At 73.0% G+C, this 17,678-nt stretch carries 18 protein-coding genes; 9 read left to right on the plus strand and 9 right to left on the minus strand.

Annotation, left to right across the window (positions count from 1 at the left end; all coding sequences use genetic code 11):
- The first annotated feature begins 34 nt into the window (after positions 1–34).
- Together ACQEV1_RS19360 and cutA are read left to right on the plus strand one after the other, a co-directional pair.
- Positions 35–520, plus strand: a complete 486-nt coding sequence (locus tag ACQEV1_RS19360) for a (2Fe-2S)-binding protein (RefSeq protein ID WP_285616912.1) — start codon at positions 35–37, stop codon at positions 518–520.
- The gene (cutA, locus tag ACQEV1_RS19365; protein WP_433394988.1) at positions 517–2,922 is read left to right on the plus strand and encodes an aerobic carbon-monoxide dehydrogenase large subunit; all 2,406 of its coding nucleotides are present in this window, start codon (positions 517–519) and stop codon (positions 2,920–2,922) included. Before ACQEV1_RS19360 ends, cutA begins: the two co-directional genes overlap by 4 nt.
- Before the next feature lie 278 nt (positions 2,923–3,200).
- Here the strand turns inward: cutA and ACQEV1_RS19370 are convergent, their stop codons facing one another.
- From ACQEV1_RS19370 to ACQEV1_RS19390, 5 genes are all read right to left on the minus strand, one after another.
- On the minus strand, positions 3,201–4,700 hold the full coding sequence (locus ACQEV1_RS19370; protein WP_433394990.1) for an FAD-dependent monooxygenase: 1,500 nt from the start codon (positions 4,698–4,700) through the stop codon (positions 3,201–3,203).
- Between the two features lie 170 nt (positions 4,701–4,870).
- Positions 4,871–5,482 carry a TetR family transcriptional regulator gene (locus ACQEV1_RS19375; protein ID WP_285616909.1) on the minus strand — a complete coding sequence of 204 codons (612 nt, stop codon included), beginning with the start codon at positions 5,480–5,482 and terminating at the stop codon, positions 4,871–4,873.
- Between the two features lie 56 nt (positions 5,483–5,538).
- Entirely contained in the window at positions 5,539–6,309 is a 771-nt protein-coding gene (locus ACQEV1_RS19380; protein ID WP_433394992.1) for a GNAT family N-acetyltransferase, read from the minus strand.
- A 59-nt stretch (positions 6,310–6,368) separates the two neighbouring features.
- Positions 6,369–7,265 (minus strand): hypothetical protein, encoded by an 897-nt coding sequence (locus tag ACQEV1_RS19385; protein WP_433394994.1) that lies wholly within the window; start codon positions 7,263–7,265, stop codon positions 6,369–6,371.
- Positions 7,266–7,445: 180 nt separating this feature from the next.
- A complete protein-coding gene (locus ACQEV1_RS19390; RefSeq protein WP_433405926.1) occupies positions 7,446–8,051 on the minus strand; it encodes a polysaccharide deacetylase family protein in 606 nt (201 codons plus the stop codon).
- On the opposite strand from ACQEV1_RS19390, the gene ACQEV1_RS19395 reads away from it, so the two are divergent.
- Positions 8,020–8,151, plus strand: a complete 132-nt coding sequence (locus ACQEV1_RS19395) for a hypothetical protein (protein WP_433406184.1) — start codon at positions 8,020–8,022, stop codon at positions 8,149–8,151. The two genes, ACQEV1_RS19390 and ACQEV1_RS19395, sit on opposite strands and share 32 nt — an antisense overlap.
- 341 nt (positions 8,152–8,492) lie before the next feature.
- Positions 8,493–9,131, plus strand: a complete 639-nt coding sequence (locus ACQEV1_RS19400; RefSeq protein WP_285616905.1) for an SRPBCC family protein — start codon at positions 8,493–8,495, stop codon at positions 9,129–9,131.
- A gap of 4 nt (positions 9,132–9,135) precedes the next feature.
- Here the strand turns inward: ACQEV1_RS19400 and ACQEV1_RS19405 are convergent, their stop codons facing one another.
- Positions 9,136–9,720 (minus strand): TetR/AcrR family transcriptional regulator, encoded by a 585-nt coding sequence (locus tag ACQEV1_RS19405; RefSeq protein WP_433394996.1) that lies wholly within the window; start codon positions 9,718–9,720, stop codon positions 9,136–9,138.
- Between the two features lie 92 nt (positions 9,721–9,812).
- Between ACQEV1_RS19405 and ACQEV1_RS19410 the strand changes: the two genes are divergently transcribed.
- Entirely contained in the window at positions 9,813–10,451 is a 639-nt protein-coding gene (locus tag ACQEV1_RS19410) for an NAD(P)-dependent oxidoreductase (RefSeq protein WP_433394998.1), read from the plus strand.
- A gap of 44 nt (positions 10,452–10,495) precedes the next feature.
- Here the strand turns inward: ACQEV1_RS19410 and ACQEV1_RS19415 are convergent, their stop codons facing one another.
- The gene (locus ACQEV1_RS19415) at positions 10,496–10,873 is read right to left on the minus strand and encodes an FKBP-type peptidyl-prolyl cis-trans isomerase (protein ID WP_285566622.1); all 378 of its coding nucleotides are present in this window, start codon (positions 10,871–10,873) and stop codon (positions 10,496–10,498) included.
- A gap of 99 nt (positions 10,874–10,972) precedes the next feature.
- Between ACQEV1_RS19415 and ACQEV1_RS19420 the strand changes: the two genes are divergently transcribed.
- The 3 genes from ACQEV1_RS19420 (at position 10,973) to ACQEV1_RS19430 (ending at position 15,561) form a co-directional block, all read left to right on the plus strand.
- On the plus strand, positions 10,973–11,587 hold the full coding sequence (locus tag ACQEV1_RS19420; RefSeq protein ID WP_433395001.1) for a DsbA family oxidoreductase: 615 nt from the start codon (positions 10,973–10,975) through the stop codon (positions 11,585–11,587).
- Between the two features lie 129 nt (positions 11,588–11,716).
- On the plus strand, positions 11,717–13,705 hold the full coding sequence (locus ACQEV1_RS19425; protein WP_433395002.1) for a hydantoinase/oxoprolinase family protein: 1,989 nt from the start codon (positions 11,717–11,719) through the stop codon (positions 13,703–13,705).
- The gene (locus ACQEV1_RS19430) at positions 13,705–15,561 is read left to right on the plus strand and encodes a hydantoinase B/oxoprolinase family protein (RefSeq protein ID WP_433395004.1); all 1,857 of its coding nucleotides are present in this window, start codon (positions 13,705–13,707) and stop codon (positions 15,559–15,561) included. The genes ACQEV1_RS19425 and ACQEV1_RS19430 overlap by 1 nt, the downstream gene beginning before the upstream one ends.
- A gap of 4 nt (positions 15,562–15,565) precedes the next feature.
- Here the strand turns inward: ACQEV1_RS19430 and ACQEV1_RS19435 are convergent, their stop codons facing one another.
- A complete protein-coding gene (locus tag ACQEV1_RS19435; RefSeq protein ID WP_433395006.1) occupies positions 15,566–15,877 on the minus strand; it encodes a hypothetical protein in 312 nt (103 codons plus the stop codon).
- Between the two features lie 56 nt (positions 15,878–15,933).
- Positions 15,934–16,488, minus strand: a complete 555-nt coding sequence (locus tag ACQEV1_RS19440; protein ID WP_285616898.1) for a uridine kinase family protein — start codon at positions 16,486–16,488, stop codon at positions 15,934–15,936.
- Positions 16,489–16,686: 198 nt separating this feature from the next.
- Between ACQEV1_RS19440 and ACQEV1_RS19445 the strand changes: the two genes are divergently transcribed.
- Positions 16,687–17,316, plus strand: a complete 630-nt coding sequence (locus tag ACQEV1_RS19445; protein WP_433395009.1) for a GmrSD restriction endonuclease domain-containing protein — start codon at positions 16,687–16,689, stop codon at positions 17,314–17,316.
- Positions 17,317–17,678 lie beyond the last annotated feature (362 nt).

The raw sequence follows: 17,678 nt of genomic DNA on the forward strand, positions 1-17,678 counted from the left end.
CTTGTGGTCACCCTCCCCCGACGAAGGAGGGCCCATGACCAGGGAGATCAGCCTTAACGTGAACGGGGTGCCGCGGACGGCGTCGGCGGAGCCGCGGCGGCTGCTGTCGGACTTCCTCCGCCACGACCTGGGCCTCACCGGCACTCACGTGGGCTGCGAGCACGGCGTCTGCGGCTGCTGCACGGTGCTGTTCGACGGAGAGCCGGTCCGCTCGTGCCTGATGTTCGCCGTCACCGCGGCCGGGCACGAGGTCACCACGGTGGAGGGGCTCGGCGCGGACGGCGGGATGTCGCCGGTGCAGCGGGCGTTCTCCGAATGCCACGGCCTGCAGTGCGGCTTCTGCACGCCGGGGTTCCTGTGCACGGTCACCGCGCTCCTGCGGGACAACCCGCGGCCGAGCGAGGATGAGGTGCTGGAGGGCATCTCGGGCAACCTGTGCCGGTGCACCGGCTACCAGAACATCGTCAAGGCGGTGCACCGCGCCGCCGACCTGATCGCCGAAGAGAGGACGGACCGGTGACGTTCGGCGAGCCGATCGCCCGCCGGGAGGACCCGCGCCTGGTCACCGGCCAGGGGCGCTACGTCGACGACCTCGGGCGGGACGCGCTCGCCGCGGCGTTCGTCCGGTCGCCGCACGCGCACGCGCGGATCACCGGCATCGACGTGGACGACGCCCTCGACGTCGACGGCCTGGTCGCGATCTACACCTGGGAGGACCTGGACGGCCGCGTCGGGGAGCCCCTGCCACTGCTGATCCCGCATCCGGCGCTGACCCACGGCCGCACCGCCCACCCCCTGGCCCGCGACGTCGTACGGCACGTCGGCGAGGCGGTCGTCATGGTGGTCGCGCGCGACCGCTACCTCGCCGAGGACGCCGCCGAGCGGATCCGGGTGACGTACGAGCCGCTGCCGCCGGTCGTCGGCATAGAGAACGCGGTGAACGCCTCCTGTCGCGTCCATGACGACGTGCCCGGCAACGTCGGCGCGCACCTCGTGCAGGAGACCGGCGACGTGTCCGCCGCGATCGGCGCCGCGCCGCACGTGCTGGAGTTCCGGCTCGACATCGAGCGCAGCGCGTCGATGCCGTTGGAGGGGCGCGGCGTGTACGCCCGCTGGGACGCCGACGACGGGTCCCTGCGGGTGTACTCCTCCACGCAGACCTCCACGAGTGTGCGGATGGCGATCGCCGTCAAGCTCGGCCTGCCCGCGAACAAGGTCGAGGTCATCGCGCCCGACGTCGGCGGCGGCTTCGGCGTCAAGATCGTTCACCCGTGGCCGGAGGAGGTCCTCGTGCCGTGGGCGGCGCGGCTGCTCGGCCGGGAGGTCAAGTGGACCGAGGACCGGCGCGAGCACTTCGTCTCCGCCGCGCACGAGCGCGCCCAGGTGCACCACATCCGGGTCGGCTTCGACGACGAGGGCCGCCTCCTCGGCCTCGACGTGCGGATCCAGCACGACCACGGCGCCTACACCCCGTACGGCATCATCGTGCCGATCATCACCTCGACACAGCTGCTCGGGCCGTACAAGCCCGGCGCGTACCGGGTGGAGTTCACCAGCCTCTACACCAACACGGTCATCGTCACGCCGTACCGCGGCGCGGGTCGCCCGCAGGGCGCGTTCTGCATGGAGCGCACGATGGACCGGATCGCCGACGAGCTCGGCCTCGACCGGACGGCGGTCCGCGAGGTCAACCTGATCCGGCCGGAGGAGTTCCCCTACGACCAGGGCCTGATCTTCCAGGACGGCCGGCCGCTGATCTACGACTCCGGCGACTACCCGGAGATGCTGCGGCGCATCAAGGAGCTGATCGGCTGGGACGGCTTCGCGGCGTTCCGCGCCGAGGCGGAGCGGGCGGGCCGGCGCGTCGGCATCGGTCTCGCCTGCTACGTCGAGGGCACCGGCGTCGGCCCGTACGAGGGCGGCCACGTCGAGATCGACTCCAGCGGACGGGTGCACGTCTCCACCGGCCTGACCTCGCAGGGCCAGGGGCACCAGACCGTGTTCGCGCAGGTCGCCGCGGCCGAGCTGGGCGTGCCGATCGAGGACGTCACCGTGACGACCGGCGACACCCGCCGGTTCGGGTACGCGGTCGGCACGTTCGCCTCGCGCGCCGCCGTGATGAGCGGCAACGCCATCGCCCTGGCCGCTCGCAAGGTACGCGAGAAGGCGCTGCGCATCGCCGGCGAGGCGCTGGAGGCCGACCCGCGCGACCTGGAGATCGTCGACGGCGTCGTGCGCGTCAAGGGCAACGCGGCGGCGTCGATCCCGCTGCGCACCGTGGCGGTGCTGTCCAACCCGCTGCGGTACGCCTTCGACGAGGCGGCGCAGCAGGCGACGCAGTTCGCCGTCGGCGGCTCGCCGGACGACCCGCCGCTGACCGGCGAGCCGGGCCTGGAGGGCCGGGACTACTACTCGCCGCCGCGTTCGACGTTCGCCTACGGCATGCACGCCGCGATCGTGGAGACCGACCCGGACACCGCGGAGATACGCATCCTGCGGTACGCCGTGCTGCACGACTGCGGCCGGCTCATCAACCCCCGGATCGTCGAGGGCCAGATCCACGGGGGAGTGGCGCAGGGCGTCGGCGGTGCGCTCTACGAGCGGATGGTCTACGACGCCGAGGGCCAGTTGCTCAACGCGTCGTTCATGGACTTCCTCATGCCGTACGCGACCGAGGTGCCGCGGATCGAGACCGGCCACATGGAGACGGCGTCGCCGCTGAACCCGCTCGGCGTCAAGGGCGCGGGGGAGGCGGGCGTCATCCCCGGCTCGGCGGTGATCGCCGCCGCGATCGAGGACGCGGAGGGCATCCGGATCACCCGGATGCCGATCTCGCCGTCGGAGCTGTACCACCTGCGCCTCGCGGCCGCGTCCGGCGTCGCGGAACGCACGAACCGCGCCGGCTCGGCGAGCCCTTCCTGAGCCGAGGCTCCATCGCGTGCCTCGACGACCGATGGGCCACCGCGTCGATCGAGCGGATCACGGACCGGAGGTTCACCAACGGAACCGAGATGAGGCGCGCATGGAACGACTGCCTGGGCGTGGACCGCGCCGACGTCTCGTCGTACGCGGCCCCGGCCCGGGCGGCGGACCTGACCGGTCCGCCGCCCGGGTACGCGCCGACGTGCGGCCCGGACCCGGTTCGCGAGCTCTCCACCCGCCCGCCTCATCTCCGTGAGCGGCCTGGACATCCCGGCTCCTCACCCGGGCGTGCCGAACCAGGTGCGCAGGGCCTCCTCCAGCCCGTCGGTGTCCTCGCCCGCCCAGGCCACGTAGCCGTCGGGGCGGATGAGCACCGCCTCGGCCGGGGCGTCGGGGGTCGTGACCTCCTCGACGCGGCCGGCCCAGGCCTTCGCGGCGCCGTTCGTGCGGGTGAGGAGCAGCGGACGGGCGTCGCGCAGCAGCCTGGCGACCCGTGTGGTGCCCGACTCGGTGTGCAGGGTCAGGTCGGGCATCCAGCGGCCGGTCATCGAGTGGGCGTCGCCGTCGCCGTAGCGGACGTCGGCGCCGGACATGAGCTCGGCGATGTGCCGGATGTTGGCCGGGTCGGTGAGCAGTTCGCCCAGCAGCGCGCGCAGGGCGGTGATGCCCTCGCCGGGCGAGGTCAGCGCCATCTGGGCGCGGGTGTGCATGATGACGCGCTCGCCGACCGGGCGCCGCTCGCTCTCGTACGTGTCCAGCAGGCCCTCCGGCGCCCAGCCGTTGATCTCGCCGGCGAGTTTCCAGCCGAGGTTGAGCACGTCCTGCATGCCGAGGTTCAGGCCGGGACCGCCGATGCCGGAGTGCACGTGGGCGGCGTCGCCGACGAGGAACACCCGGCCCTGCCGGTAGCGCTCGGCCTGCCGGGAGTTGGCGCCCGCCGACCGGCGGAGCCCCGGGTCCACGCCGCCCACCACGCGCATGGGAAGGTCGGCGCCGAGCACCCGCCGCACGGCGTCGCGCAGTTCGTCCAGCGGCATCGACGTGCTGTCCTCCAGCGGCGAGGGCGACCACTCGACGGCGCTGACCCGGTAGAGGCCCGGCTGGAACATGCCATACGCGAACATGCCGTGCTCGGTGCGGGTGAACGTGGCGGGCCGCAGCCGGCCCAGCCCGGGCACCTCCAGCTCGCCGGTGCCCGGCACCGCGACGGGAGGGTCGATGGCGACCTGCCCCTGGCGGCTCGTGAAGCCCCGGTCGGTGATGCCGGGGAAGCCGATGCCGAGCCGTTTGCGCACCGTGCTGCGCCCGCCGTCGGCGCCGACGAGGAAGCGCGCGGTCAGCTCGTAGCCGCCTTCGGGGCCCGTGATCTCGGCGGTGACCTCGTCGGCGGTCTGGCTCAGCGCGGTCAGCTCGTGCCCCCGTCGGATCTCGACGCCGAGTTCGAGCGCACGCTCTTCCAGGAGCTCTTCCATCCGCCGCTGCGGGATCGGCAGGATGAACATCGGGTTGTCCTCCAGCCGGGACAGCTCCAGCGGCAGGGCGCCGAACTGGAAGCCCGGTACGGCGAACGGCGGGCCGTCGCCGCCGCTCAGCCGTTCGTGCAGACCCCGGCGGTCGAGTGCCTGGACGACGCGGCCCACCAGGCCGTTGGCCTTGGGCGTGGTGGCGCGTTCGGCCAGCCGTTCGAGGACGAGGGGGCGTACGCCGGCGAGCGCGAGCTCGCAGGAGAGCAGCAGGCCGTTGGGCCCACCGCCGATGATCACGACGTCGTGGGTCATGGGGTTCCTCCCGTGATGTGGGCAGGGCGAAATGGCGGCCTCGCGCGGAGGCCGTTGAGGGGAAAGGCCGTGCGTGATGTGGGCAGGCTGAGATGGCGGCCTCGCGCGCAGGCCGTTAGGGGGCAGGGTCAGATGGCGGCCTCGCGCGAGGCCGCTGATGGGGGAGAGGGCTACTCGGGGACGGGCAGGCCGGCGGCCAGCCGCTCCAGTGCGTCGCGGAGCAGCGTGGGCAGCGGCACCGGCGGATCGGTGCGCAGCCACTGCTCCCCGGCGATCCGGACGGCGGCGGTGACGGCCCCGGCCATCAACAGCGGGTACAGGTCGCGGTCGGCGTCGGTGCCGGTGCGCTCGGCGATCACGGCGGCGACCTCGTGCTCGACCGCCGCGCCGCCTTTGATCAGCTCCGCCTGCAGCTCGGGCTCGCCGAGCATGAGGCGCACGCCCTCGGTCCACCGCTGGTCGGGCAGGGCCTCGCCGTGGTCGAAGGTGGCCGTGACCGCGGCGGTGACGGCCTCCCAGAGAGGCTCGGCCGGCGGGCGCTCGCGGAGCAGGCCGGCGACGCGGCGCAGGCGGTCGAGCTGCCGCCAGACGATGGCCTCGGCCTTGCTGGAGAAGTAGTTGTTGAAGGTGCGCGGCGAGACGCCCGCCTCGGCGGCGATGTCCTCGACCAGGACGTTGCCGAGCCCGCGTTCGACCGTGAGGCGCAGCGCGGCCCAGCTGAGGGCCTCACGCGTCTGCTGCTTCTTGCGCTCCCGGTGGCCGGGCGCGCGTGCGGTGGTCATGCCATGACACTAACCCGAAAAGTGCGGACCCCGCAATCTTTCGGGGTGCGCAATTTTCAGCCCAGGTACTTCTCGAACCAGTGCTCGGCGTACGGGCCGTGCGAGTACGCCGGGATCTCGGCGTAGCCGTGCGCCGCGTACAGGGCGCGCGCCTCGACCAGGTCGTGCCGGGTGTCGAGCCGCATCGTGTGCGCCCGCAGGTCGTCGACCGCCGCGTCTTCGGCGGCGGCGAGCAGCGCGTGGCCCCCGCCGGTCCGCCGGGCCCTCGGATGGACGAACAGCCGGGTCAGCTCGGTGACGCCGGGACCGAGCAGCCGCAGGCCCACGCAGCCGGAGGGCGCCCCGCCGCGTCGGCCGACGAGGAAGCACACCAGATCGTCGCTCGGATCCTCGGCCAGCGCCGCGTCCACCTCCGCCTCGGTGGCCGGCCGGCCGTAGTACCGCGACGCCACGTCGGTGAAGTAGTCCCGCAGCAGACTCGTCGTCTCGACCGGCTCCCGGGTGATCACCCAGTGCGGCTCCGGCGCAGCCCCGGTGCGGGTCAGCACCCGGTCGACGTACGGCACGAGGCGCGAGCTCCCGCGGATGGCGTCGCGCTCGTCGGCCGGCAGGTCGCCGAGCGGGTCGGGCAGCACCTCGTCCTTCGGGACGTGCACCATCTGCCCGGCGTAGCGGCGGCACGGCGAGCACCAGACGTAGGACACGCAGCGTTCGTAGGACCCCGAACCGCGGGGGTGGTAGCGGTAGACGTAGGACCGCAGCGGTCCCCGGCATCGCCCGCACGTACCCGCGGCGCCGAGATCAGGTACCTGCCGCCAGCGTCTCACCCCGGCAGTATGACGGCAGGGCCGCCGGGCCGGCATCCGGATTACACCCGGATGCCCGATCAGCCGGTGCAGCCCGCGATGGTGTTGACCGGCGAGCAGTTGCCGGGGGTGTTGTCCCGTACGACCGACCGGCTGATGAGCACCTTGGTGTTCGCACTCGCGAGTCCGCCGCCGGCCGAACCCTGGTTGAACCGCACCACGGCCTGGTTCAGCGTGGTGTGCCCCAGGTTCGACAGGCCACCGCCCAGGCTGCCCGATGTGTTGTGTTCGACGGCGGTGCGGATGAGCCAGGTCGTGCCGCTCGGCTGGGTGTTGACGCCGCCCCCGTTGATCGGCGCGGTGTTGGACAGGAGGGCGCTGGCGAAGATCGTCGCCGTGCCCGCGTTGAGGATCCCGCCGCCACCGACACTGGTGGTGGTGTTCGCCTTCAGGACGCTGCGCGACACCGTCGCCCTCCCTCCCGCGAGGTTGGCGATCGCGCCGCCGTTGGCCGCGGTGTTCCCCGCCAGGGTGACCTGGCTGAGCACCAGGCGGCCCGCGTTCTGGACGCCGCCGCCCAGGCCGCTCGTCGCGCCGTTCAGGACGGAGACGCCGGCCATCCGCAGGCTCGCGCCCGCGGCGACCTCCAAGACGCGGAAGCGTGCGGCCGCGGACGGGGCGCGCCGGATCGTCGTGCCGGGCCCGCCCAGCAGGGTGACGTCCCGGGTGATGACCGGCAGCGCCGTCGCGGCGGTCGCGGGCGTCGTGATGTCGTAGACGCAGCGCGGCGCGAGGCTGAGGGGCGCGCTCGCCGAAGCGTTGGCCGCCGTCATCGCCGCGCTCAGCGCGGTCGCGCTGCACGGCACCCGCACGACGCGCGCCGCGGCCGTCGCGGGCGCCGGGACGGCCGCCACCACCATGCCCCCGGTGAGGACGGCGATGCCCGCGCCGCTCGTCGATCGCGTGAATGAGCCCATGAGACCGCCCCCGGCCGGAAAGAGTCACGTGTGGTCACGGCGGAAGACCATCCGTCGTTCGCCGACAGCAGGAGTACACGCACGTGGCCCGTCACGCGCCGTGCGACGACGCGTCCGGAGGCGAACATCGATCGGCCTTTGCGCTGCCTTTCCCCGCCGGTCCGCCGCCGCGGCGGTTCCTCAGGAACGGAAGTAGCCGGCGGGCAGGTGCTCCCTGATCGCGGCCGGCCGGAGGCCCTGCTCGCCGATGGTGCGCAGCAGCCGCTCGAAATCCGCCGTCATGTGCGGCTTGAAGTGCACGAGCAGGATGTCTCCGGGACGCAGCCGGTGGCCCGACTGGTAGGCGATCCGGCCGTTCGTGACCACCTCGCGCCAGAAGAGAACGGCCTTCATGCCGCAGTCGCGCGCGGCGCGGAGCGTGGCGCGGTCGGTCGCGCCGTACGGGGCGCGCAGCAGTGTCGGCCGCGTGCCGTACCGCCGGGCGTAGATGTCGGCCGGCGCGCAGATCTCCTCCCGCTGCCGCGCGTACGACAGCTTGGGCAGGTACGGGTGGGTCATCGTGTGGTCCTCGATGAGCGCGCCCGCGCGCCGCAGCCCGGTGAAGTAGCCGTAGTCGTCCTTGATGGCCGCGTTGGTGAGGAAGAGCGTCAGCGGGATCCGCCGTTCACGGACCAGCCGGACGAACGCCGGATCCTTCTCCCAGCCGTCGTCGATCGTGACGAACACGATCCGGCTTCGTACCGGGACGTGGCTGATGACCGGCGGGAGCGGGCCGTCGTCCGGCAGCGTACGGGACCCCGGGTTCGTCGTCCGCGTGCCCGTCGGCGGGGCCGCCGGCGAGGTCGTCGTCCGCGCCGGGGACCGGGTGGACCTGGGCCTGCGGTGACGGGTCGGGCCGCCGGAGGCGGAGGCGGACGGGGAGCGTCCGGCCTGCGGTGTCCGGGTGTCATGACAGGCCGTGAGGCCGCCGGCGGCGAGCAGGGTGCAGGCGGTCGCGGTCACGGTACGGGCCGGTGGCCGAAGCGCCATCGGATTCCTTCCTGTGGCGTCTGGTCTCCGCTTGTCTCGCTTTATCCCACGATAGGAGTGTGTTGATCGGTACTTGGCCGGATCGGGTACTGATCGCCGGTGGGGATTGTCAAAGGACGCGGCGGTCGCTCGGCAGTTGTTGCCCTTCGCCCGGCGCTCGGGCTTTTCTAGTGTCGGGGCTCACACAGGAGGTCGACGATGAAGGTCAACGGCAGCGTCAGCGTCGCCGCGCCCGTACCCGACGTGTGGCGGGCGCTGCGCGATCCCGCCGTGCTGGCCCGGACGATCCCGGGGTGCGAACGCCTCGACGAGGTGGGCCCCGACACGTACGCGATGACGATCCGGGCCGGGGTGGCGTCGATCAAGGGCACCTACGCCGGCCAGGTCGCCCTGTCCGACCCCGAGCCGCCGCACGCGTTCACCCTCCGCGCCCGCGGCCAGGGCGCGCCGGGCACCATCGACGCGACCGTACGGGTCCGCCTGTCCGAGGCGGACGGCGGCACCCGCGTGGACTACGACGCGGACGCCACGGTGGGCGGCATGATCGGCGGCGTCGGCCAGCGCATGCTCGCGAGCGTGGGCAGGCGGACGGCGGGGGAGTTCTTCTCCGCGGTCGAACACGCCATCGCCCGTCCCGTCCCGAGCGCCGAGGCCCCGGCCGCGTCCGTCCCCGCCCCGGCCGCCGGCCCGGTCGCGGCGCCCGCCCCGGCGTACGCGGGCGGCCGCGCGCCGTCGGACGCCTGGGCGATGGCGACGGCGTTCGGCACCGGCGGCCTCGTCGCGCTGGCCGGGGTGGCGCTCGGCTGGGCCATCGCCCGCCGCTCCCAGCGGCGCTGAGCGTTCAGCCGGACGTGCCCAGGGCGGCGGTGAGCGTGCGGGTCAGCGCGGTGACCACGTCGTCCGGCACCCGCTCCGCGTCCGGCCCCCCGGCGAAGTAGGCGAAGAAGGCCTGCTGGAAACACGCGCCGGTCAGCAGCGCGGCCACCGCGTGCGGGTCGGTGTGCTCCGGGACGCGGCCCAGCTCACGCTCGGCGCGGAAGTAGGCGGCGACGCGCTCGACCGCACGCCGGGGCCCGCCGCCGCGCCGGCTGATCGACGCGTGGTGCGCCGCCATCAGCCCGGGTTCGGACAGCAGCGAGGCCAGCATCGGGAACGTCTCGTGGTAAAAGTCGAGCGTCCCGCGGACCAGCCGGAAGACGTTGTCCTCGATCCGGCCTTGCCCGGCCGCGATCGCGATCTGGGCGACGCCCGGCACGCGCTCGCTCAGCACGCGCAGGAGGAGCTCCTCCTTGTCGCGAAAGTGCTTGTAGAGCGTCGCCTCGGAGAAGCCGGCCGCCTTGGCGATCTCCTTGGTGGTCGTACGGGCGATGCCGCGTGTCCGCATGAGTTCGGCGGCGGCGTCCAGGATGCGGTCGCGCGTCTCCAACGAATCCCCTTTGGTTAGTGAGTACTCACTGGCTAGTGTAGTGGGTGAGTGCTCACTAACCAGAACGCGAGACGATGGAAGGCGAGGCCCCGATGAGATTGACGATCCTCGGTGCGACAGGTGGCACCGGCACCCAGCTGGTCGGACAGGCGCTTGAGGAGGGCCACGACGTGACCGCGGTCGTACGGGACCCGGCGCGGCTCGACGTGCCCGCCCACGAGCGGCTTCGCGTGGTCACGGCGGACGTCACCGACGCCGCCTCCGTCGCGCCCGCCGTGGAGGGCGCCGATGCGGTCCTGTCGACGCTCGGCCACCGCGACAGGGGACCGACGACGATCTGCCGCGACGCCGCGCGCGCCGTCATCGAGGCGATGGGCAAGGCGGGTGTCCGCCGTCTGGTCGTGTGCAGCGCCGCGGGCGCGTTCGCGGACGGGGGAGACGGCCTGTTCACGCGTTACGTCGTCAAGCCGTTGATCCTGGGCCCGCTGCTCAAGAATGCCTTCGAGGACATGCGCGCCTGCGAGCGGGAGGTGCGGGACTCGGCGCTGGAGTGGACCCTCGTACGGCCGCCGCGGCTGCTCGACAAGGAGGCCACGGGCCGCTACCGCACCGCGATCGACGTCAACCTGCGCGGTGGCCGGACGATCTCCCGGGCCGACCTGGCCGCCTGCATGCTGGGCGTGGTCGGCGATGACGGCTCGGTACGCCACCACGTCTCGGTGGCGTACTGAGAGGCCGCCCGGAACCCCAGGGACCCGGGCGGCCTCTCAACGGCTCAGCCGACGCCCAGGAGGTCCACCACGAAGATCAGCGTCTCGCCGGGCTTGATGGCGCCCCCGCCGGCGCCGCGGTTGCCGTAGCCCAGGTGCGGCGGGATCACCAGCTTGCGGCGTCCGCCGACCTTCATGCCGGCCACGCCCTGGTCCCAGCCCTGGATGACCCGCCCGGCGCCGAGCGGGAAGTCGAAGGGCGCCCCACGGTTCCACGAGGCGTCGAACTCCTCGCCGGTCGAGTGGGAGACGCCGACGTAGTGCACGGTGACGGTGGAGCCGGGCCGCGCCTCGGGGCCGTCGCCGACCGTGATGTCGGTGATCTGAAGGTCGGCGGGCGGCTCGCCCTCGGGAAAGTCGATCTCGGGTCGCTCGAGTGCCATGAGAATCTTTCGCTGTTCGACGATGTACGAACCGCCCAGCGTAGCGATGCCTGTACGCGGCCGGGGAATGCGGGCGCGGCGGCCCGGGTTGGGCCGGACGTGAACATCGAGATCTTCTCCGACGTCGTGTGCCCGTGGTGCTACCTCGGCCGGGCCCGTTTCAGCACGGCCGCCGAGGCGTTCGGCGGTGACACCGTGGTGACCTGGCGTCCGTTCCAGCTCGACCCGGAGGCGACCGGCGGCGGGCTGACCACCGAGCGCATGGCCGACCGCTTCGGCGGCCCGGCCAGGGTCGCCGAGATGCACGAGCGGATGCGCGGCCTGCTGACCGCGGAGAACCTGCCGTACGAGCCGGAGAAGGCGATCAGCGCGAACACGCGCGACGCCCACCGGGTCATCGCGCTGGCGGGTGAGGCGGGCGTCCAGGACGCCGTCGTCGACCGGCTGTTCCGCGCCTACCACGCGGAGGGCCGCGACCTGAACGACCACGGCACGCTCGCCGATCTGGCCGCCGAGGCGGGGCTCGACGGGGTCGCGGAGCGACTCGCGGCCGGCGACGGCGAGACGGAGGTGGCCGAGCAGGTGGAGCGCGCGCGGGCGATGGGCGTGAGCGGGGTCCCGTTCTACGTCTTCGAGGGCACGTGGGCGGTCTCGGGCGCGCAGCCGGCCGAGGTCTTCGAGAGCGCGCTGCGCGAGGTGGCCGCCCAGGCATGAGCCGGTCCTGACGCGCGGCACCACCCGCTGAGCGCGCGCGGGCCGGGTGACCGAATACCGAAAAACGGTTCGCTCGTTGGCAGGAGTCGACGGTTCCCCCGTCCGTACCGTCCGGGTAGACACTGACTCATGGCGATCCGGATCGGCATTGACACTGGTGGGACGTTCACGGACGTGGTCTCGGTGGACGAGGACACCGGGGCGATCGTCACCACTAAGACGCCGTCGACGCCGGACGACCCGGCCGAGGGGTTCATGGCGGGCATCGGCCGGCTGGACGCCGCCGACATCGCGGCCGTGTGCCACGGCACGACCGTGGCCACCAACCGGCTCCTCGAGGGCCGCGTCGGCGATCTCGGCTTCGTCACCACCGAGGGTTTCGAGTTCCTGCTGGAGATCGCCCGCCAGAGCGTCCCGGACGGGTACGGCAACTCCTACTTCTGGGTCAAGCCGCCGCGGATCGTCCCGGCGCACCGGGTTCGGACGGTCGGCGGACGGCTCGACCACACCGGCGCGGAGGTGCGGCCGTTCGACGAGGCGTCTGCGGTGCGCGCCGCACGCTGGTTCCGCGACCAGGGCGTGACCGCGATCGGCGTGTGCTTCCTGCACTCCTACGCCGACCCCACGCACGAGCTGGCCATGCGCGAGGTGCTGCGCCGTGAGCACCCGGACGCGGTGGGGTCGCTGTCGCACGAGGTGCTGCGGGAGTACCGGGAGTACGAGCGTTCGGTCACCACCCTGGTCGACGCCGCGGTCAAGCCCGCCATCGGCCGCTACGTGGCGCGGATCTCCGAGCGACTCGGCGACGTGCCCCTGTACGTCATGACGAGCAATGGCGGCGTGCTGTCGGCGAGCGAGGTGGTGGACCGGCCGATCACGACCGTGCTGTCGGGCCCGGCCGCCGGCGCCCTCGGCGCCGCGTTCGTCGCGCGGGCGGCCGCCGAGCACGCGAACGTCATCACGCTCGACGGCGGCGGCACCTCCACCGACGTCGCCGTCGTGCTCGACGGCGAGCCGACGCTCACCACCGAGGGCACCGTCGGCGACTACCCGTCCAAGATCCCGATGATCGACATCGTCACGGTCGGCGCCGGCGGCGGCTCGATCGCCTGGATCTCGCCCGAGGGCACGCTCAAGGTCGGGCCGCGCTCGGCCGGCGCCGACCCCGGGCCGCTCTGCTACGGCCGGGGCGCGACGGACGTCACCGTCACCGACGCCCACGTCCACCTCGGGCGGATCCCGCCGCACCTGCTCGGCGGTGAGATCCCGCTCGACGTGCCGGCGGCAAGCGAAGGGGTCACCGCGCTCGCCTCGACCCTGGGCCTCAAGACCGAGGCGTGCGCCACCGGCATCCTGGAGATCAGCGCCTGGAACCAGGCCAACGCCATCCGCCGGATCACCGTCAAGCGGGGCCTCGACGTGCGCGACTTTCCCCTGGTCGCCTTCGGCGGCTCCGGCCCGCTGCTCGTCTGCCGTCTGATCGACATACTCGGGCTGCCGTCGGCGATCGTGCCGCGCGACCCGGGCAACCTGTCCGCGTTCGGCCTGCTCACCGTGGACGTGCGCAGCGAGTACGTGCGCACGCGCGTCACCCGCGACCCCGGCCCGGAGGAGCTGGAGGAGTTGTACACGGAGCTGGAGGCCCAGGCCGGCGCCGCGCTCGACCGGCAGGGGTTCGCCGAGCACCGCTACGTGCGCTCGGCCGACCTGCGTTACCACGGTCAGGCGTTCGAGGTGCGCGTCCCGGTCGGCCGCGCCGACGCCGCCGAGGTCGCCGCCCGCTTCCACGACGAGCACGAACGCCTGTACGGCTACTGCCACCGCGGCGACCCGGTCGAGTGGGTCAACCTGCGCGTCGCCGGCATCGGGCCGATCGAACGGCCGGAGCCGCCGGTACGGCCGCCGGGCGACGGCGACCCCGCCCGTGCCCGTACGGGCGTCCGCCGCGTCTTCTTCGACGACTGGGCCGAGGTGCCCGTGTACGCGCGCGAACGCCTCGAACCGGGCGACGTGCTGACCGGTCCGGCGGTGGTCGAGGAGTTCGGATCCACGCTGCCGCTCCACCCGGGCTTCTCCGCCCGCGTGGACGGCCACGGCAACCTGGTGGTGACCCGCTGATGAAGGCCGATCCGATCCTGGTGGAGATCGTGGAGGGCACGCTCGCCTCCGTCGAGAAGGAGGTCGAGACCGCGATCGCCCGTACGGCGCGCTCGCCGATGATCCGGGACGCGCACGACTTCCGCGCCGGCATCCACGACCGGCGGATGCGCAAGCTCACCGGCCGTTCGTACTCGGCGCTGGTGCAACCCGTCGTACGGGACTTCCCGATCGAGACGATGCGGCCCGGCGACGTCTTCTTCCACAACGACGTCTACCTGTCCGAGGGCGGCATCGGTCACCTGCCCGACCTGTGCGTCACCGTGCCGGTGTTCCTGGGGCCGGGAGGTCGGTCGGGGCCGGTTGGTCGGGGTGACACGGACGTGGTCGCGTTCGTGCAGGCGTTCGGGCATCACGACGACATCGGCGGGGCGGTGCCGGGCTCGATGCCCTCGCACGCGCGGTCGGCGTTCGAGGAGGGGCTCATGGTCCCGCCGATCAAGCTGTGGGACCAGGGCGTGCCGAACGACGCGGCGCTGCGCATCATGACCCGCAACTCCCGGATGCCCGACTCGCTCGCCGGCGACCTGGACGCCGAGTGCTCGGCGTGTCTCATGGGCGCGCGGCGGCTGGGCGAGCTGTTCGCCCGGTACGGGCGCGCGGCGGTCGAGGACTGCTTCGACGCGATCATCGACAAGACCACCGAGACGTTCCGGCGGGAGATCCTGGCCAAGATCCCCGACGGGACGCACGTCTGGGAGGACTACGCCGAGCACGACGGGGTCGACCCGCCCCGGCTGCACGCCCAGCGGATCACGCTCACCAAGACCCCCGAGAAGCTCGTCATCGACTTCACCGGCACGTCGCCGCAGGCCAAGGGGCCGATCAACCACGCGGGCGACTACGCGGACGGGGTGTTCCTGAAGAAGTGGCTGGCGCCCGTGCTGCGCAACCTCGCCGACTCACCGGAGCGGATGGCCGAGCTGGACGTCAACGAGGGCGTCGTGCCGCTCATCGAGATGCGTTTCCCGGAGAAGGGAACGCTGCTCACCCCGATCTTCCCGGCGCCGACGAACGCCCGCACGTTCGTGATCCTGCGGCTGCTCGGCGTCCTCGCGGGCGTGCTGGCCAAGGCGACCGGCGGCCGGATGCCGGCCGACCAGGAGACCATCCGGTACACCGGAGTGTACGGCGAGGACCCCGAGCCGTACCTGATGCGCGAGGTGCTCGGCGGCGGTTCGGGCGGGCGCTACTACGCCGACGGCGAGGACACGATCCACGTGGTGCCCGACTCGCGCAACATTCCGGTGGAGTTCGCCGAGGCGCGCTGGCCGTTCCGCGTCGAACGCCTCGGCCTGGCCGTCGACTCCGGCGGGCCGGGGGAGCACCGCGGCGGGCTCGGTTACGACAAGCACATCCGGATGCTCCGCGACGCGCACTACATGTCGATCGCCGACCGCTCGATCCTGTCCTGCTGGGGCGTGAACGGCGGCCGCGCGGGGCGGCCGTTCCGCGCCGAGGTGGCGGGCGTGCCGATGGAGGGCCTCGTCGACGACCATCCGGTACGGGCGGGCGAGGTGATCCGGATCCGTACGACGGGCGGCGGCGGGTGGGGCGACCCGCTGAACCGGCCGCCTGCGATGGTCGCCGCCGACGTACGGGACGGCAAGGTCTCGGCGGACGGCGCGCGCGACGACTACGGGGTCGTACTCACCGGCCCGCCGGAAGAACCGTCCGTGGACGAGGAGGCGACCGCCGCGCTGCGGACACGCCTGCGCGCCGGACGAGGCCCGGCCGCCTTCTTCGACCGCGGCCCCGGCTACGCGACGCTCGCCGGCGGGCGTACCCGCGCGGAGGTGGACGACCCGGCGTCCTGACCCCTCAGGGGCCGGTCGCGGCGAGGACCGCGCCGACCGCCAGGCAGGCCAGCTCGCCGGCCAGCCCGATGAGCGTCCAGCGGCGCATCCACGCGAGCGAGGACCACTTGACGCCGATGACGGACACCGCGCAGAAGGCGAGCGTGCCGAACACGCAGATCGGCGTGATGACGTTCTTGAGGCCGTCGTCGCAGATGGCGGCCGTGTCGTGCGGCGCGCAGCCGTGCGCGGCCGACGACATCCAGTCGATCACGATGCCGGCGCCCGCGAGCGCGACGATGAGCAGGAAAAGCCCCAGGGTCGTTTCCGAGCGCATTACCCATCGCCACACTTTCCCCATGTCCGCCATTATTACGGGATAGGTCGGGCGAGCTACGAGAAATTGCCGTCGATGATCAGGTCGGCCCGATCGCGGGTCCGGTCGGCGGTGAACAGTTTCGCCTCGGTCTCCGCCCAGTGATCCCACGCGGCCAGGTCGTCGCCGCGTCCGGCCGCGCGCCGCCTCCGTACCGCGAGCGGAGCCTCCACCCAGACGCGGAACGCCGCCGGCGACTCCTGGCGCGCCGCGCCGACCCCCTCGATGACGAGCACGGGCGCCACCGGGACCGTGACCTCCTCCGCGTACGCGCCGCGCCGCCAGTCGTACCGGCGGAACCGCCCGGGACGCCCGGCGCGCAGCGGCGCGAGCACGTGTGCGGTCAGCGGCGGCCACCAGGCGAGCGGCTCGCCGTCCCAGGGCACCGGGAAGTCGTCGGAGTGCACGACCGGCGCGTCGTCCAGAGCGGCCGCCAGAGCGCCGCTGAACGTCGTCTTGCCCGCCGCGCTCGGCCCGTCCACCGCGACGATCCGCACGGACCCGCACGACGGTCCGAGCGCACGGAGCCGCGCCACGAGCGCGGCGTCGACCGGGGGAACGGATGCGGCCATTCCGCCCATCCTGCCGGAGCCGTCGCCTCCATCGGCCCTGGCCCCGCCCCCCGGCCCGCCCGAGGCGGGAAATAGGGGATGGGCTATTTGTCCAGATCCGGTCAATACAGGCGTATTTACCGTCTGGTAACCATTTGGTTGACTCTGGGCGCGAGTCTCATGCGGGGAGCGGGATCCACGGATGAGAGGACCCCAGCAGTGCGACGTGCCGTTACGCTCGTGGCGACCCTGATCGGGATCGCGAGCCTCATCGGACCTTCCACCCAGGCGCTGGCCGACCCGCCACCGCCCCCGTCGGACTCGACCGCCCGGACCGAGCTCGCCTCGCTCACGGTCGGCACCCCGCACAGCATGGACGGCTACAGCCGCGACGCCTTCGACGTCTGGGCCGACCAGCCCGACGGCTGCACCACCCGCCAGGACGTGCTCGCCCGCGACGGCGAGAACGTCGTCGAGGGCGGCGACGGCTGCCAGCCGACCTCCGGCTCCTGGTACAGCGCCTACGACGACACGACGGTCACCGTGGTCTCGCAGGCGACGATCGACCACATCGTGCCGCTCGCCGACGCGTGGCGGACCGGCGCCGACCAGTGGACCGCCGCGCAGCGCAAGGCGTTCGGCAACGACCTGACCGACGCGCAGCTGATCATCGCCTCCAGCTCCAGCAACAGCTCCAAGAGCGACAAGGACCCCAGCGAGTGGAAGCCGTCGAACACGGCGTACTGGTGCACGTACGGCGAGGAGTACGTGAGCGTGAAGTACAAGTTCAAGCTGTTCGTGACCAGTGACGAGAAGGCCGCCCTGGGAGACCTGCTCGACGCCTGCTGAGCCGGTGCGCGGGCCCGCCCCCCGGGGGCGGGTCCGCTCATCCACAGCCGCACCGCCCTCTGGTCACGGCGGTGCGAGGGACTGGACAATGAGAGTGGGCTGGAGCCCCCGGGCGGGAGGGCCCCGCCGTGACCGGCCCGCCGTGACCGGCCCGCCGTGACCGGCCCGCCGTGACCGGCCCGCCGTGACCGGCCCGCCGTGACCGGCCCGCCGTGACCGGCCCGCCGTGACCGGCCCGCCGTGACCGGCCCGCCGTGACCGGCCCGTCATCGCCGGCGCCCGTGACACGCCCCGGCCGCTTCGCGGCCGGGGGCCGGCACCCGCGAGGCCATCGCCGTGCGGCCGAACCGGCCGCGCGAGGT

The sequence above is a fragment of the Actinoallomurus sp. CA-142502 genome (assembly GCF_050936355.1).
Taxonomy (GTDB): Bacteria; Actinomycetota; Actinomycetes; order Streptosporangiales; family Streptosporangiaceae; genus Actinoallomurus; species Actinoallomurus iriomotensis.